The organism is Streptococcus sp. HCA-5024 (genome assembly GCF_037890265.1).
GTDB classification, from domain to species: Bacteria; Bacillota; Bacilli; order Lactobacillales; family Streptococcaceae; genus Streptococcus; species Streptococcus lingualis.
In genome coordinates this window covers 1-14,907 of record NZ_JBBKBR010000007.1, presented here as the reverse complement: position 1 = coordinate 14,907, position 14,907 = coordinate 1, and the positions used below count along the sequence as shown (strand labels likewise).

The window sequence follows — 14,907 nt, the reverse complement described above, 5'->3', positions numbered from 1 at the left end:
ACGGTATGGGATGGTGGCGTGAAACCATCAATATTGTAAAAGAAAATGACCCAGCAGCGCGTACCTCGCTGGAGGTCCTTTTGACCTATCCGGGAGTCAAAGCACTGGCAGCTCACCGTGTTTCCCACTTTTTGTGGAACCATGGTTTTAAGCTCTTGGCGCGGATGCACAGCCAATTCTGGCGTTTTTGGACCCAGATCGAGATCCATCCAGGTGCGACCATTGCTTCTGGTGTCTTTATCGACCATGGAGCCGGCCTCGTTATCGGGGAAACAGCCATTGTTGAAAAAGGCGTCATGCTCTACCACGGGGTGACCCTTGGGGGAACAGGGAAGGATGTCGGCAAACGCCATCCAACGGTTCGTGAAGGAGCTTTGGTCTCCGCCCATGCCCAAGTCATTGGCCCGGTGGAAATCGGAGCCAAGGCCAAGGTCGGAGCAGGGGCTGTTGTGGTCTCAGATGTACCAAGTGATGTGACCGTTGTCGGTGTTCCTGCCAAGATTGTACGGGTACACGGTCGAAAAGACGAACCAGTCATTCACCAAGAAGAAGAAAAACGGGAATACTACATGAACAAGCTGGAGCATGCTAAGGAAGCTAGCCATCGATCTTCGAGCTTGTAAGGAGATCGCTACGTGATTCAATCAACCAATACATTGAATGACCACCAACTACTGGAAGCAAAGGCCCTTATTGCCATTTGTCAGAAGTATGACGGAACGTTTCGGGATCCTTATCTCTCCAATATGCTCAATTTTGATCCCGATATGCCGGCCTTTTTCCTTTATTATGAAAAAGGTGAACTTGTTGGCCTATTAACTATCTACGCGGATGACCAAGATGTGGAAGTAGCGATCCTGGTCCACCCCAATCACCGTCGGCAGGGAATTGCGCGTGCTTTGTATAGAAGTTTTGAAAAAGAAACGGCATCTTATCCAATTGAGTCTGTGACTTTTCAGACAGAGCGTGTTTTTCTAGAGAATCATCCTGATTTTGCCAGCAATTGGGGACTGGTCGAGGATGAAGAGACAGAAACCTGGTTAGGACGTGATCGAACTGCTTATACATTAGATTCCCGTTCGGATGTCGATGTGCTCTTGGCGGAACCTTCTTATCTTGAAGCCATTGCCCAGCTCCACCACCAAACCTTCTCAGATGAAGTGGAAGCACCGGAAGTGAGCCACAGATACATTTCAGAGGCCTTGAAGGATCCTGATAGTCTGCTGTACATATTACTCAAAGAAGGTCAAGTGATTGGCGTTTGTACGGTCGATGTATCTGGAAAATGCAATTACCTTTATGGACTTGCGATTGCTGAAGTCTATCGTGGGCAAGGTTACGGAAGCTATCTAGCAAAATCCCTCGTCAACCAACTGATTGAGCAAAATGACAAGGAGTTTCAGATTGCCGTGGAAGATAGCAATGTAGGTGCCAAACGTTTGTATGAAAAGATTGGCTTTGTCAAACAGACCCAGGTGGTTTACTTGAAGCCAAAAGAGTAGAAACAGAAAGGAAATGAAGCGTGTTAAAAATTTATGATACCATGTCTCGTGATTTGCGAGAATTTATCCCCATCGAGGAAGGAAAGGTCCGCATGTATGTTTGTGGGCCAACGGTTTACAACTATATCCACGTAGGGAATGCCCGCTCAACGGTGGCCTTTGACACGATTCGTCGCTACTTTGAGTATCGTGGCTACGAAGTTGCCTACATTTCCAACTTTACAGATGTGGATGATAAGATTATCAACCGTGCCAAAGAAGAAGGCATCACACCACAGGAAGTAGCAGACAAGTACATCGCGGCCTTCCGTGAGGATGTGACGGCTCTTGGCGTGAAGCCTGCAACCCGCCACCCTCGTGTGGTTGAGTTTATGGATGACATCATTCGTTTTGTCGCCGACTTGATCGAAAAAGGCTATGCCTATGAGAGCCAAGGCGATGTCTATTTCCGTGTGGAAAAATCCCACAACTATGCAAAATTAGCGAATAAAACCTTGGAAGACTTGGAGCTAGGAGCTTCTGGTCGGACAGATGAGGAAACAGCTCGCAAGGAAAATCCAGTCGACTTTGCCCTTTGGAAAGCTGCTAAACCAGGTGAGATTTCTTGGGATAGCCCATGGGGACCAGGTCGCCCAGGCTGGCACATCGAGTGTTCGGTCATGTCGACGGGGATTTTAGGCGATACCATTGATATCCACGGTGGTGGAGCCGACCTTGAGTTTCCGCACCATACTAATGAAATTGCCCAGTCTGAAGCTAAAACAGGCAAGACTTTTGCCAATTACTGGATGCACAATGGCTTTGTCAATATTGATAATGTCAAGATGTCCAAGTCCTTAGGCAACTTTATCACCGTGCATGATGCATTGAAGACTATCGACGGCCAAGTGCTTCGCTTCTTCTTTGCGACCCAGCATTACCGCAAGCCCATTAACTTCACAGAAAAAGCGGTGCGCGATGCGGAGACCAACCTCAAGTATTTGAAAAATACCTATGAGCAACCGTTCACAGGAGAAGTGGATACAGCAGAATTGCAAAGCTTTGTGGACAAGTTTATCGCGGCTATGGATGAAGATATCAATGCGGCAAACGGCATCACCGTCGTCTTTGAATTGGCTAAATGGATCAATTCAGGTCACTACAACCAAGACGTCAAGGATGCCTTGACCAAGATGTTAGAAGTCTTTGGAGTGGTCTTTGTCGAAGAAGTCTTGGATGCAGATATTGAAGCTTTGATCGCTGAACGTCAGGAAGCGCGGGCTAAGAAAGATTTTGCGCGAGCAGATGCCATTCGCGATGAATTGGCTGCACAAGGAATCAAGCTCTTGGATACAAAAGAAGGTGTAAGGTGGACACGTGATTGATGTCAATCTAATCAATGGGATTGCCCTTGCCTTTGAGGGAGATGCGGTCTATTCCATGTATATTCGCAGACACCTGATTTTTCAAGGGATGACCAAGCCCAATAAGCTTCACCAGGCTGCCACCCGCTATGTCTCTGCTAGAGCTCAGGCTAGCTTGATTGAAAGCATGTTGGAGCAAGAAATTCTGACGGAAAAAGAGTTGGAGATCTACAAGCGCGGTCGCAATACCAATAGCCATACCAAGGCCAAAAATGCGGATGTCGTGACCTATCGCATGTCGACGGGCTTTGAGGCTGTCATGGGCTATCTCCATATGACGGGGGAGCTCTCTCGTTTGGAAGAGCTGATTGACTGGTGTATCCAGCAAGTAGAAGAAGGAAGAAAGCAGTGAAAAATATCAGAGAGTGGTTTCCTCATGCAGAGGTGACGGATCAAGCCAATCCACCAGCTGGTTATGTAGCCATTCCCCTTCAGGCTCATCAATGGCTGCTGCTGAAGGAAGAAGAGCTAACCGAGCGAGAAAAACAATTGATTTCCTGGTTGGGCGGTGAAGAAGAGGTTGCCCCTAATCCTTGGTACCAGTACCTGATTGATGGAAAGGGAGAAGCCCCTCAAGTCATCAAAAAAATGCAGCTCGTCTATTGCCACATCTCGCATTCAACAGCGGAAGGGACGGTTTCTTGGCTAGAGATGATGCAGACACTCTTACCCAATTTCCGAGCAACCTTGCAACTGAGTGGGCAGGACTATGTGCTCATTCTGGACCAAGACCAGTCTTTACCTGTGGCCGATATCTTAAAAGATACTGTCTCTGCCATGGAGTATGACTTTACTATTCGCTTATCCATTATGGTCGGGCAGGTATGGACAGAGTCGAAAGATGGAAAATTGTCTCCTGTCATCCGAGCAGAATGGGCAGCCTTTAGAGCCTGGATCCGAGAAGGACACCAAGGCGTCTACCGCTTTTCTCAACTCTATCTCTGGGGAATCGAGCAGGCAGATTTAGATCTCCATCCTATCAAAGAAGCTTTGCATCAGTTGATCGGGAGTCAAGACCAGTTGCAGGATATCATTGTTGCACTTTGGGATAACGGAGCAGTTGTGACCAAGGCGGCTCAGCAACTTTATCTCCATCGGAATTCCCTTCAATACAAGATTGACAAATGGGAAGAGCTAACGGGTCTCCAACTGAAAAACCTGACAGATCTAGCTCTTTGTTACCATTTGGTTCTACAGGATGTGATGTAACGGAATAAATAGAGGGTTTTGTGCAACTTGCACAAAACTCTTTTTCTTTTTTGTAAGACTTGCCATAGCTTTGTAAAACGTTTTCATTTACAATAGAATTATAAAAATCAAAGGAGTACCATCATGGTAGAATTAAATCTTAAAAATATTTACAAAAAATATCCAAACAGCGAACACTATTCAGTTGAAGACTTCAACTTGGACATCAAAGACAAAGAGTTTATCGTTTTCGTAGGTCCTTCAGGATGTGGTAAATCAACAACTCTTCGTATGATCGCTGGTCTTGAAGACATCACAGAAGGTGAATGTTCGATCGATGGTGTCGTTGTAAACAACGTGGCACCTAAAGACCGTGATATCGCCATGGTATTCCAAAACTACGCTCTTTACCCACACATGACTGTGTACGATAACATGGCATTTGGTTTGAAATTGCGTAAATATAGCAAGGAAGATATCGACAAACGTGTACAAGAAGCAGCTGAAATCCTTGGCTTGAAAGAATTCTTGGATCGTAAACCAGCTGACCTTTCTGGTGGTCAACGTCAACGTGTGGCCATGGGTCGTGCCATTGTCCGTGATGCAAAAGTGTTCTTGATGGACGAACCTTTGTCAAACTTGGATGCTAAACTTCGTGTATCCATGCGTGCTGAAATTGCGAAAATCCACCGTCGTATCGGTGCTACAACCATCTACGTAACTCACGACCAAACAGAAGCGATGACATTGGCTGACCGTATCGTTATCATGTCTGCTACTAAAAACCCTGCAGGTACTGGTACAATTGGACGTGTAGAACAAATCGGAACTCCACAAGAAGTGTACAAAAACCCAGTCAACAAATTCGTAGCTGGATTCATCGGAAGCCCTGCAATGAACTTCATTAACGTGAAATTGGAAGGTGGATACATCGTTGCCAATGGCTTGAATTTGAAAGTTCCAGAAGGTGCTTTGAAAGTTCTTCGTGAAAAAGGCTATGATGGTAAAGAAATCATCTTTGGTATCCGTCCAGAAGACGTGAATACAGAAGCTGCTTTCCTTGAAACATTCCCAGAATCAGTAGTAAAAGCAACCATCTCTGTATCTGAATTGCTTGGTTCAGAATCTCACTTGTACTGCCAAGTTGGTGACAACGAATTCATCGCTAAAGTGGATGCGCGTGACTACCTTGGAACTGGTGCAACCATCGAACTTGGATTTGACTTGAACAAAGCTCACTTCTTCGACAAAGAAACTGAAAAAACAGTATACTAATACCTACTGACACTATAGAGACTGAGACAATTTGTCTCGGTCTCTTTCATTTTAAGGAGACAAAATATGGAAAAAGACTGGTGGAAGGGGAAGGTTGCTTACCAGATCTACCCAAAAAGCTTTAAGGATAGCAATGGCGATGGTGTTGGGGATTTAAACGGAATCACGGAGAAACTCGATTACCTTCAAGACTTAGGGATTGATATTCTCTGGCTTTCCCCTATTTACAAGAGTCCGTTTATTGACCAGGGCTATGATATTTCAGACTATTATGCCATTGATCCCCTCTTTGGGACTATGGAAGATATGGAAGAGTTGATTGCGGAAGGTAAGAAGCGGGGCATTTCCATCATTATGGACTTGGTGGTTAACCACTGTTCCAGTCATCACGAGTGGTTCCAAAAGGCTTTAGCAGATCCAGATGGTCCTTATGCGGATTACTTTTATTTTATCGAAAGTGACAAAGAACCCAACAACTGGGAAAGTTACTTTGGGGGCAGTGTTTGGGAGCCGGTTCCTGGCACCAATAAGTACTATCTCCATTCTTTCCACAAGGACCAGCCAGACCTCAATTGGCAAAATCCTGTCTTGCGCGAAGAAATTTACAAGATGATCAACTGGTGGTTGGACAAGGGAATTGCGGGCTTCCGGATTGATGCTATTATCAATATTAAAAAAGATTTAGAATGGCGTTCGCTTCCGTCTGATCGTGACAATGGCCTAGTCCCAGTGCCGGAATCGCTGGTCAATGCGCAACCGATTGAACCTTTCTTGCAAGAGTTAAAGGAGCGGACCTTCGCCAAGTACAATGCCTTCACAGTAGGGGAAGTGTTCAATGAAACTGACGAAGAATTGCATTTCTTCATTGGAAAAGATGGTGTCTTCTCTTCCATCTTTGACTTCAAACAAACCATGCTGGGTCAGGAAGGAAAAGGCTGGTTCGACCATGCTCTTCCAACTGCAGATGAACTCAAGGAAAGTATTTTCCAAGCCCATGAGCGCGCGGATAGCATTGGGGTTCTATCGACCATCATTGAAAACCACGACGAACCTCGTGGAGTGTCCCATTATATCGCAGAAGGTCAAGTCAACGACACCAGTAAAAAAGCCCTAGGAACTATTCAGGTTTTGCGCAAGGGAATTCCGTTTATCTATCAAGGCCAAGAAATTGGAATGGAAAACCAAGTCTTTGAATCAGTAGAGGACTTTGATGATATCGCGACCATCAATGGCTATCATGTGGCTAAAGAAGCTGGTTTGAGCGAGGAAGAAGCCTTAGCAGTGATTGCCAACTACAGCCGAGACAATGCGCGGACACCGATGCAGTGGACAAGAGAGCCAGGTCTGGGCTTTAGCGATGGACCAGCCTGGCTGATCAGTCCCAAACCAGATTATTCCATTAATGTGGAAGACCAGGAAAAGGATCCAGATTCTATTTTGAATTATTACCGCCAGCTGACGGCCTTGTATCGCCATCCCCTCTATGGAAATACCATCCGGTTTGGAGATATGATCCCAGCGTATCGGGACCGTGAGAATATCATTGCCTTTGAACGCCGTGGGGACAAGCTTCTCTTGGTTGTCAGCAATTTCCAAAATCGCCAGGCTAGCTTGGAGTTGCCAGCTCCGATTAAAACGGTAGTTTTAAATAATACAGCAGGATTATTCCAAGAAGGAGACCAAGTGCTCGAATTGACCCCTTACCAAACTGTTGTGCTAGAATTAGCAGAATAGAAAGAAACTTTGTATTATTGTTAGATTTAAGATGTAGAATAGTATTTTCATTAAAAAATCTGGAGAAATTTATAAAAGTTATCTATACTTTAGAATCAGTCAAGTATAAACTGAAACTTTCCGCCGTGAGAAAAGTGCCTGAAACAACTGTGTTTCAGGCACTCGGGAGTTTTGAGACCTTAGGCTCAAAACTAAGTCATGGAACTTCGAAGAAGTTCGCTGACGTCCGTACTCACCTAAGGAAAGTTTTGAAAGATATTTTATCTCCAAAAAGAACCTTCGCGTCTGCGAAGGTTCTTTTCGTGTCATCCAAGTCTAAACCTGGAACTTACTCAACTTCTTTCTTTTTCAAGAGGAGGAAGCCTCCGCTAACGGCTAACAAGAAGCCTGAAAGAATGAAGTGTGCGGTTGTGTCTTCTCCAGTTTGTGGCAATTGTGCCTTAGCTGGACTTTCTTGGAAGCTTTGTCCTACTTGGTAAGTCAAAGCTTGCACGCTTTCTCCATTTTCCACAGTTGTTTCTTTTTGTGGAAGGAGCACTTTAGGAGTGTCCTTCTTGGCCAAGATTGGCTGTGGATTGCTTGTTTGGTTATGAATTGGAACTACCACTTGATCTGGTTCTTTAGCTGGAACGTAATCCATCAAGCTTGCCAACTTGCTGCCAAAGATCGCATTGGTTACCCAGCGGAAGAAGTGGACAGGGTGTTGACGGTTGGTTGGATTTCCTGCATAGACAAAGAGTGGTTGTCCCATCAGTTCTCCAGAGATGGCCATGACTTTGTTAGCCAGAACATCGTTATGTGGCCACCAACCTGCAATATAATAATCGCTTGGAGCGATGCTCATCAAGGTCTTGAAATGCTCTGGAACCTTTTCAATCCAGTTTCCTGAGTTGGAGTAGAAGAGGGTATTCTTCTTGTATCCGCTGGTCAATGGATCCTGATCATCAATGATCGCTTTCATCAAGCCTTCGTAGTCACTACCGCCTTTTAGTTTTTCAGCGTCAAATCCTGTAAGAACTCCCAATTTTTCCAATTTTTGCATGGCTTCCCCGCCAATGACAAGGGTTGGTTTCTTGCCAAAAATGGAAGCGTCAAAGCGATTGCTTTCCAAAATAACAACATCCGCTTCTTCTGGCGTATTGACGATTTGGAAGCCTAATTTTTCAAGGACCAAACTAGTATGAGCAGGCGCATCTACTCCAGCCCAATTATAGTGGTAGTTTGGAGAGTAGACCTTCATCGGTTTCAAGGTTGGGCCACTAGGCACCTTGTAGAGGGCATCACCATAAATGGCATAGTTTGGTAGGAGCGAAGCAAAGGTATCGCGGTCAACGATGTAGCCATCATCTGTTAGGTAGACAGATTTTCCTTGTGCAATAGCCTGGTTGACAGCTTTAACGGCACTGGCTGAGGTATTTGCGATCACATAGTAAGGAGCTTTTGGATCGATCTCAGAGGTACGAGTGGCGCGGGTGGTGGTGACTTCTCCTAATTTTCCGTTGAAAAGACCATCCGCAAAGACAGGTTCGGACTTGAACCCTCTCATATCTGGGAAGTTTACCAGCAACTCTGCGTACATAGCAGCCCAGGCAGATTCGTTGGAACCCTTGTAGAGAATGTGGTTAGCATAGCCACGTTTGGCTTGGGCCATGTCAATGACTAAGTCCCCTTTTTTATAGTTGCCAATATCTTCTTTGAGTTCCTTGACGAGGACACCATTGCGTTTGAAGTAGTCGATCATATTGAAGGCTTCTTGGGCATCGTTGTCTTTGTCGAGGCTCATTGGGATGACGTAGTAGTCTGGGAAGAATTTCGGACGACCATTTTTCACACGTCCAACGATTTCTCCATTTGGGCCGACCAGTTCATTTTCGGCTTTTGGATCTTCGGTTTTATTGAGACCGCGCAGGTAGAAGTTGAGACGCATCTCAAGGAGACGGTCCGGATCTTGGTTGAGGAAGTCAATCCCTCCTAGGACAGCATTGCGACCTGCTTTGTAGGATTCTTCATTTCCTTCCGGAATTTCGATAGTATGGCCTAAGATACCATGGTAGACAGCATAAACTCCTGTATAGCCAGAGAAGGAGTCATCCCAGCCATCGCCCCAATCCAGTTTTGGAATGATGTAACTATCGTATTTAGAATTGGCAACTCCTGCCCGTCCCATATGATGGGCATTTTCTAGCATCAGATCTGACAGAAGATCGTATTCGAAGTTCGGATCATGTGGTGGAGTTGCAGGTTCGATCAAGAATTCTTTGACAAAACCGTGTAAGTCGTAGAGAGCGATTGGATTCCATTTGTTGATCATTTGGATAACCGTGCGAACTTCAGGGTTGGTTTGGTAGCTGGCATCCCGGTTTGGATCGAGCCCGTTTGCTAGGGCCCGCAGGTTGAGAGCATCCCCATCTGGGTTTTCCGTGAAGTCAAATAAGAAGATGAATTTATTGAGCAAGCTTGGAATATCTAGCGTGACTGTTTTAGCATTTCCAGCTTCATCGGTGGTGTTAAAGGTCACCTTTTCCTTGGTCGCAAAAGTATTGAAGAGGCCTGTGATGATATCAATGCCTGGTTGTTCATCCGCGTGGGTGTTGTGGACTAAGACAGGTAATTTGTAATCCAAGGTCTTGTCCTTCAGAGCTGCCAGCATTTCGCTTGGCTTGGTCAAGGCTGTAGGGTTGGTACTAGAAAGGTAGTGATCAATGCTAGCTTGGTCCTTGCTCACGATCCCCATCTTCATATCCCGGCCTTGGGCACTCTTACCAAGGGTTTCCAGCTGCACCAAACGATCGGGTTTCGCTTCTTCCTTGGATTTTTCGATAGCAGCTAGCATCTCTTCATGTGTATGGTAGTCTTGGTAAGGTCGAAAAACAAGGGTCTTATTGATGGTGATCCCTAAGTCTGCATTGGTTCCGACTAGCTCATGGTTGCCGATGTAATTGCGATAAGTCCGGCGAATATTATTTGGGCTACGAAGACTGAGATCTTCACCAAAGAGATCCTTCACGTCAATGTGGAGATCCAGATCATTGCCGTTTGCGGTCTCTGTGATCGTAAGGAATGGATCCTTGCTCAGTGTTCCTGTCTCCATATCCCAAGTTTTCCACTCAGAGAGAGGCTTATTGTCTAAGGTCCAGTTGATCTTGCCAGCAGCTTGAGCTTTTTCTTGGACTTTGTCATCAATCGTACTCTTTTCAGAGAGATAAATGGTGCTATCCGCCAATCGAGTCGCTTGGTCAGCGGTTGTTGTAGCACGGTTAGTGCTTGGACTAGCGGCTGGCGCAACTTCTGTAGTAGAAGCCACATCAGAAGTCGCTGCTGTTTCTGCAGGACTAGCAGGAGTTACTTCTGTGGCTGTAGCCGGACTGGCAGTATCAGCTGTCACAGGTGGCTCAGTAGTAGGTGTCGCTTCAAGGACCGTGCTTGGTTCCGTTTGAGGCGCTTCTACGCTATCGGCTGAAGCTTGGCCATGACCGATAACGGAAAGCAAGACAGCAGCGGAGAGGCTGAGTGTTGTAGTGTACAAATGTTTCTTATACGAAGACTTCATATAGAAGACCCTCCTTAAAAAGTTATTTTCCAGTTCTAGTATACCATTTTAGGAAAGCGTTTACAACAACTGCCTGAATAAAAAAGCCTTTGCATCTTGCAAGGGCTTCTTTGTCTATTCTGTTTCCTCATGGAATTGTTGGTAAAAATCAACCTTAACCTGGATAAAAGTTTCTAAGTCTCTTAAGAGTTGGAGCAAGGTGGCGCGTGTTTCGAATTCTTCACGGGTCTTAGGAAGAGGGCGTTCGCGAAAGATCGCTAAATACTGACTAATATCATCAAGAAGATCTTGGGCAGGATTTTCCTGACTTAACTGTTGGGCTGTCTTCTTAAATAGTTGTGCTAGGATTATGCTTTCACTCGCCGCTAACTGACAACGGTTGACGTTTTCTGCCATATCCCGCAGAATATCGTTTTGGCGCTTGCGCATTTCGAAGTAGTGAATATGGTAGTTGGTTTGGTGAAAGAGGTGGTTGGAATGGTCCAGATAAACTAGCTTCAAAGCGTCCTTTAGGATACCATCCAACTCCTTAATCAAGCGAGCATCATTGCGACCATCCCCTTTACCAAGTAATTCCGCAAAACGACCAAGGATCTTTTTCAGTTGGTCTTCGACAACATCATGGTAATGATCGATCGCTCCCTGATTAGAAGGCATATAGAGATTGGCCAGCAGGGCAAAGCTGGTCCCGATTAAAAAGAGAGCAAGTTCATTGAGCAAGAGCCCCCAGGAGGTAGACTGCTCAATCAAGAGGTGGGTAACCAACACCGTACTAGGGGTGATACCGATCTGCCAACCCAATAGAAAGGCACCAGGAACATAGAGAGCGATAAAAACTCCCAGTGCCCAGAGGTTGAATCCAAAAAAGGAAAAAGCGAGACTTCCGATAGCAAGGGCTAGCAAGGTTGACATAAAGCGCTGGTAGGCCTGCTTGATGGTACTGCGACGCGTATCAGAGATACTCAAGATGGCAATGACGCCAGCTGAGATGGCATAGGTCAAGCCCAGAGCATAAGCAAGGGCAGCTGCTAAACAGGTGGCCAAGGTGAGCTTGATGGTTCGTTGAAAAAGAGGCATGGCTTCCTTTCTAGTTCTGTTTGTTCATTGAGATAGATTTGATTTCATTATATCATGAATTGGCCTCTTCCTCCTTTCTTGTGGTATACTAGTTCTATGGAAAATAACGATATCGTATACGGTGTTCACGCAGTCACCGAGGCTTTACAAGCCAATACAGGCAATAAATTATATATTCAAGAAGACCTCCGAGGAAAAAATGTCGACAAGATCAAGGCCTTAGCAGCTGAGAAAAAAGTGTCGATTTCTTGGACGCCAAAGAAAACCCTGCAGGAAATGACGGAAGGAGCTGTTCACCAAGGTTTCGTTCTTCGAGTGGCAGCCTTTGCTTACACAGACTTGGCAGCGATTCTGAAACAGACAGCCCAAGAAGAGAACCCACTTTTGTTGATTCTCGATGGTTTAACAGATCCGCACAATCTTGGATCTATCTTGCGGACAGCTGATGCGACCAATGTATCAGGAGTCATCATTCCTAAGCACCGGGCAGTCGGGGTAACCCCAGTGGTTTCTAAAACTTCTACCGGAGCAGTGGAACACATTCCCATTGCGCGTGTGACCAATCTTAGCCAAACCTTAGACAAGCTAAAGGAAGAGGGTTTCTGGGTCTTTGGAACCGACATGAACGGCACGCCATCGCACCAGTGGAATACGGCAGGCAAGTTAGCCTTGATCATTGGCAATGAAGGAAAAGGAATCTCAGCCAACATCAAAAAGCAAGTCGATGAGATGATTACCATTCCCATGAATGGTCATGTGCAAAGCCTCAATGCCAGTGTGGCAGCAGCCATCCTTATGTATGAGGTCTTTCGCAATCGACTATAATCCTAGAAAGGCAATGATATGAAACGAAAAATCTTATTGGTTGACGGCTATAATATGATTGCCTTTTGGCAGGAGACCCGCCAGCTCTTTCAAAAAAGTGAGCTCGATGCAGCCCGCAATATCCTCCTGCAAAAACTGAGCCACTATGCTAGCTTTGAAGGGATCGAAGTCATCTGTGTCTTTGATGCCCAGTATATGCCAGGAGTGCGGCAGACCTATGAGGAGTTCAATGTTCAGGTGGTCTTTACCGGTGAGGATGAGACGGCAGATGACTATATCGAGCGCTTGGCGGCAGAGCTTAACACGCCCCTCCACCAAGTATCGGTAGCAACCAGTGACTTAAATGAGCAATGGACCGTCTTTGCTCAAGGAGCCCTTCGGGTATCTGCCAGAGAGTTAGAAAAACGGGTCGCAGTCGTCAAAGGAAACCTTAATCAAGCGCAGCGAGTGGTGAACGATCAAAAACCACCCATGCGACCACTCGATCACGAAGTATTGCGACAATTACAAGAAATGATGGGAGACAAGTAATGACATTTGCTATTTTGACAGATTCGACCGCAGATTTAGACCAAAACTGGGCCAAGGAACATCAGGTGACCATTCTTGGCTTGACCATTGAGTTAGATGGGACGGTTTACCAGACAGTAGGCCAAGCTCAATTGACCAGCCCTGAGCTTTTAGAAGCCATGAAAAATGGGGCCAAACCGACAACCAGTCAGGTCAATGTGGGCCAATTTCAGGAGCCCTTTAAGCACTTTGCAAAAGATGGAAAAGCTGTACTTTATGTAGCCTTTTCATCTGTCTTATCTGGGACCTATCAGAGTGCAGTCATGGCACGAGACCTGGTTTTAGAAGACTACCCGGAAGCCGTGATCGAGATTGTCGATCCGAAGGCTGCTGGGATTGGAGAGGGTTATCTGGTCATGCGAGCAGTAGCTGCGCGTGATGCGGGCCGTTCATTAGCAGAAGCCAAGGAAGAAATCATGGATCTAGCGCCAAAACTTCGGACCTATTTCCTGGTCGATGACCTCTACCACCTCATGCGTGGCGGTCGCCTTTCAAAGAGTGCCGCGATCATGGGAAGTCTAGCCAGCATCAAACCCATTCTCTGGATAGATGCGGAAGGAAAATTAGTTCCTATCAGCAAGGTTCGGGGGCGCAAAAAAGCTGTCCGAGAATTACTGGAGTTGATCAAAGCCGATATCGGTGGAAGCACAGCCTTGGTGTCTTATACCAACGATCTAGAAGGAGCAGAAGCACTGAAGCAAGAAATGCTTGCACTTGAAGGCATTGATGAAGTCCTCGTGATGCCTCTTGGACCAGTTATTTCAGCCCACGTTGGCCCGAATTCCTTGATCGGATTTGTCATTGGAAAAGAAAATCGTAAATAATTTTCCAAATCGGTTGACTTTTATCTTAGAATTTTGATACAATAGTAGGCGGTATTGTTTACCCCATTTGTAAGGCCCCGGAACCTTTCAAATAACTCGCGGACCGGAACATCCGCCCTGTAAACAAAAACGACATTCATATAGGAGAAATCATGAACAAAACTACATTCATGGCTAAACCAGGCCAAGTAGAACGCAAATGGTACGTTGTTGACGCAACTGATGTACCTCTTGGACGCCTTTCAGCAGTTGTTGCTAGCGTGCTTCGCGGAAAAAACAAACCAACATTCACACCTCACACTGATACAGGTGACTTCGTAATCGTTATCAATGCTGAAAAAGTTAAATTGACTGGTAAAAAAGCAACTGATAAGATCTACTACACTCACTCAAACCACCCAGGTGGATTGAAATCAATCTCTGCTGGTGAACTTCGTTCTAAAAATGCAGTTCGTTTGATCGAGAAATCAGTTAAAGGTATGCTTCCACACAATACTCTTGGCCGCGCTCAAGGTATGAAATTGAAAGTATTCGTTGGAGCTGAGCACACTCACGCTGCACAACAACCAGAAGTTCTTGATATTTCAGGACTTATCTAAGGAAAGGAACAATAAAGTATGTCACAAGCACAATATGCAGGTACTGGACGTCGTAAAAACGCTGTTGCACGCGTTCGCCTTGTTCCAGGAACTGGTAAAATCACTGTTAACAAAAAAGATGTTGAAGAGTACATCCCACACGCTGACCTTCGTCTTGTAATCAACCAACCATTCGCAGTTACTTCAACTGCAGGTTCATACGACGTTTTCGTTAACGTTGTAGGTGGTGGATACGCTGGTCAAGCAGGAGCTATCCGTCACGGTATCGCTCGTGCCCTTCTTCAAGTAGACCCAGACTTCCGCGATTCATTGAAACGCGCAGGACTTCTTACACGTGACTCACGTAAAGTTGAACGTAAG

14 protein-coding genes are annotated in these 14,907 nt (G+C 45.7%); 12 read left to right on the top strand and 2 right to left on the bottom strand.

The genetic code is table 11. The features are described from left to right. Window positions 1-5 precede the first annotated feature (5 nt). From cysE to WKT08_RS08910, 7 genes are all read left to right on the top strand, one after another. The gene (cysE, locus tag WKT08_RS08940) at window positions 6-623 is read left to right on the top strand and encodes a serine O-acetyltransferase (protein WP_003018264.1); all 618 of its coding nucleotides are present in this window, start codon (window positions 6-8) and stop codon (window positions 621-623) included. Between the two features lie 12 nt (window positions 624-635). Further along, complete coding sequence (locus WKT08_RS08935; protein WP_340281509.1) at window positions 636-1,502, top strand: GNAT family N-acetyltransferase; 867 nt, start codon at window positions 636-638, stop codon at window positions 1,500-1,502. 20 nt (window positions 1,503-1,522) lie between these two features. Then, a complete protein-coding gene (gene cysS, locus WKT08_RS08930) occupies window positions 1,523-2,866 on the top strand; it encodes a cysteine--tRNA ligase (protein ID WP_070590470.1) in 1,344 nt (447 codons plus the stop codon). Further along, on the top strand, window positions 2,859-3,257 hold the full coding sequence (locus tag WKT08_RS08925; RefSeq protein ID WP_003004765.1) for a Mini-ribonuclease 3: 399 nt from the start codon (window positions 2,859-2,861) through the stop codon (window positions 3,255-3,257). The genes cysS and WKT08_RS08925 overlap by 8 nt, the downstream gene beginning before the upstream one ends. Further along, entirely contained in the window at window positions 3,254-4,114 is an 861-nt protein-coding gene (locus tag WKT08_RS08920) for a helix-turn-helix domain-containing protein (protein ID WP_223325184.1), read from the top strand. The genes WKT08_RS08925 and WKT08_RS08920 overlap by 4 nt, the downstream gene beginning before the upstream one ends. A gap of 123 nt (window positions 4,115-4,237) precedes the next feature. Further along, window positions 4,238-5,368 carry an ABC transporter ATP-binding protein gene (locus WKT08_RS08915; RefSeq protein WP_340281500.1) on the top strand — a complete coding sequence of 377 codons (1,131 nt, stop codon included), beginning with the start codon at window positions 4,238-4,240 and terminating at the stop codon, window positions 5,366-5,368. Between the two features lie 66 nt (window positions 5,369-5,434). Then, window positions 5,435-7,102: an alpha-glucosidase gene (locus WKT08_RS08910; protein ID WP_340281498.1), complete on the top strand. Its 1,668-nt coding sequence runs from the start codon at window positions 5,435-5,437 to the stop codon at window positions 7,100-7,102. Between the two features lie 328 nt (window positions 7,103-7,430). On the opposite strand, the gene WKT08_RS08905 is transcribed toward WKT08_RS08910, so the two are convergent. Both WKT08_RS08905 and WKT08_RS08900 read right to left on the bottom strand, forming a co-directional pair. Then, window positions 7,431-10,652, bottom strand: coding sequence for an LPXTG-anchored zinc carboxypeptidase (locus tag WKT08_RS08905; RefSeq protein WP_151191314.1), 3,222 nt, complete (start codon window positions 10,650-10,652; stop codon window positions 7,431-7,433). Window positions 10,653-10,766: 114 nt separating this feature from the next. Next, window positions 10,767-11,729 (bottom strand): aromatic acid exporter family protein, encoded by a 963-nt coding sequence (locus WKT08_RS08900; RefSeq protein ID WP_134974610.1) that lies wholly within the window; start codon window positions 11,727-11,729, stop codon window positions 10,767-10,769. 96 nt (window positions 11,730-11,825) lie between these two features. Here WKT08_RS08900 and rlmB point away from each other — a divergent pair, with 96 nt between their 5' ends. The 5 genes from rlmB to rpsI all read left to right on the top strand — a co-directional run. Then, window positions 11,826-12,554 carry a 23S rRNA (guanosine(2251)-2'-O)-methyltransferase RlmB gene (rlmB, locus tag WKT08_RS08895; protein ID WP_049498028.1) on the top strand — a complete coding sequence of 243 codons (729 nt, stop codon included), beginning with the start codon at window positions 11,826-11,828 and terminating at the stop codon, window positions 12,552-12,554. A gap of 18 nt (window positions 12,555-12,572) precedes the next feature. After that, the gene (locus WKT08_RS08890) at window positions 12,573-13,085 is read left to right on the top strand and encodes an NYN domain-containing protein (RefSeq protein ID WP_003004212.1); all 513 of its coding nucleotides are present in this window, start codon (window positions 12,573-12,575) and stop codon (window positions 13,083-13,085) included. Then, entirely contained in the window at window positions 13,085-13,948 is an 864-nt protein-coding gene (locus WKT08_RS08885; RefSeq protein ID WP_340281492.1) for a DegV family protein, read from the top strand. Before WKT08_RS08890 ends, WKT08_RS08885 begins: the two co-directional genes overlap by 1 nt. Before the next feature lie 152 nt (window positions 13,949-14,100). Then, window positions 14,101-14,547: a 50S ribosomal protein L13 gene (gene rplM, locus WKT08_RS08880; protein ID WP_002876943.1), complete on the top strand. Its 447-nt coding sequence runs from the start codon at window positions 14,101-14,103 to the stop codon at window positions 14,545-14,547. Between the two features lie 18 nt (window positions 14,548-14,565). Beyond that, the coding region (gene rpsI, locus WKT08_RS08875) for a 30S ribosomal protein S9 (protein ID WP_340281489.1) at window positions 14,566-14,907 on the top strand (342 nt) is incomplete at its 3' end.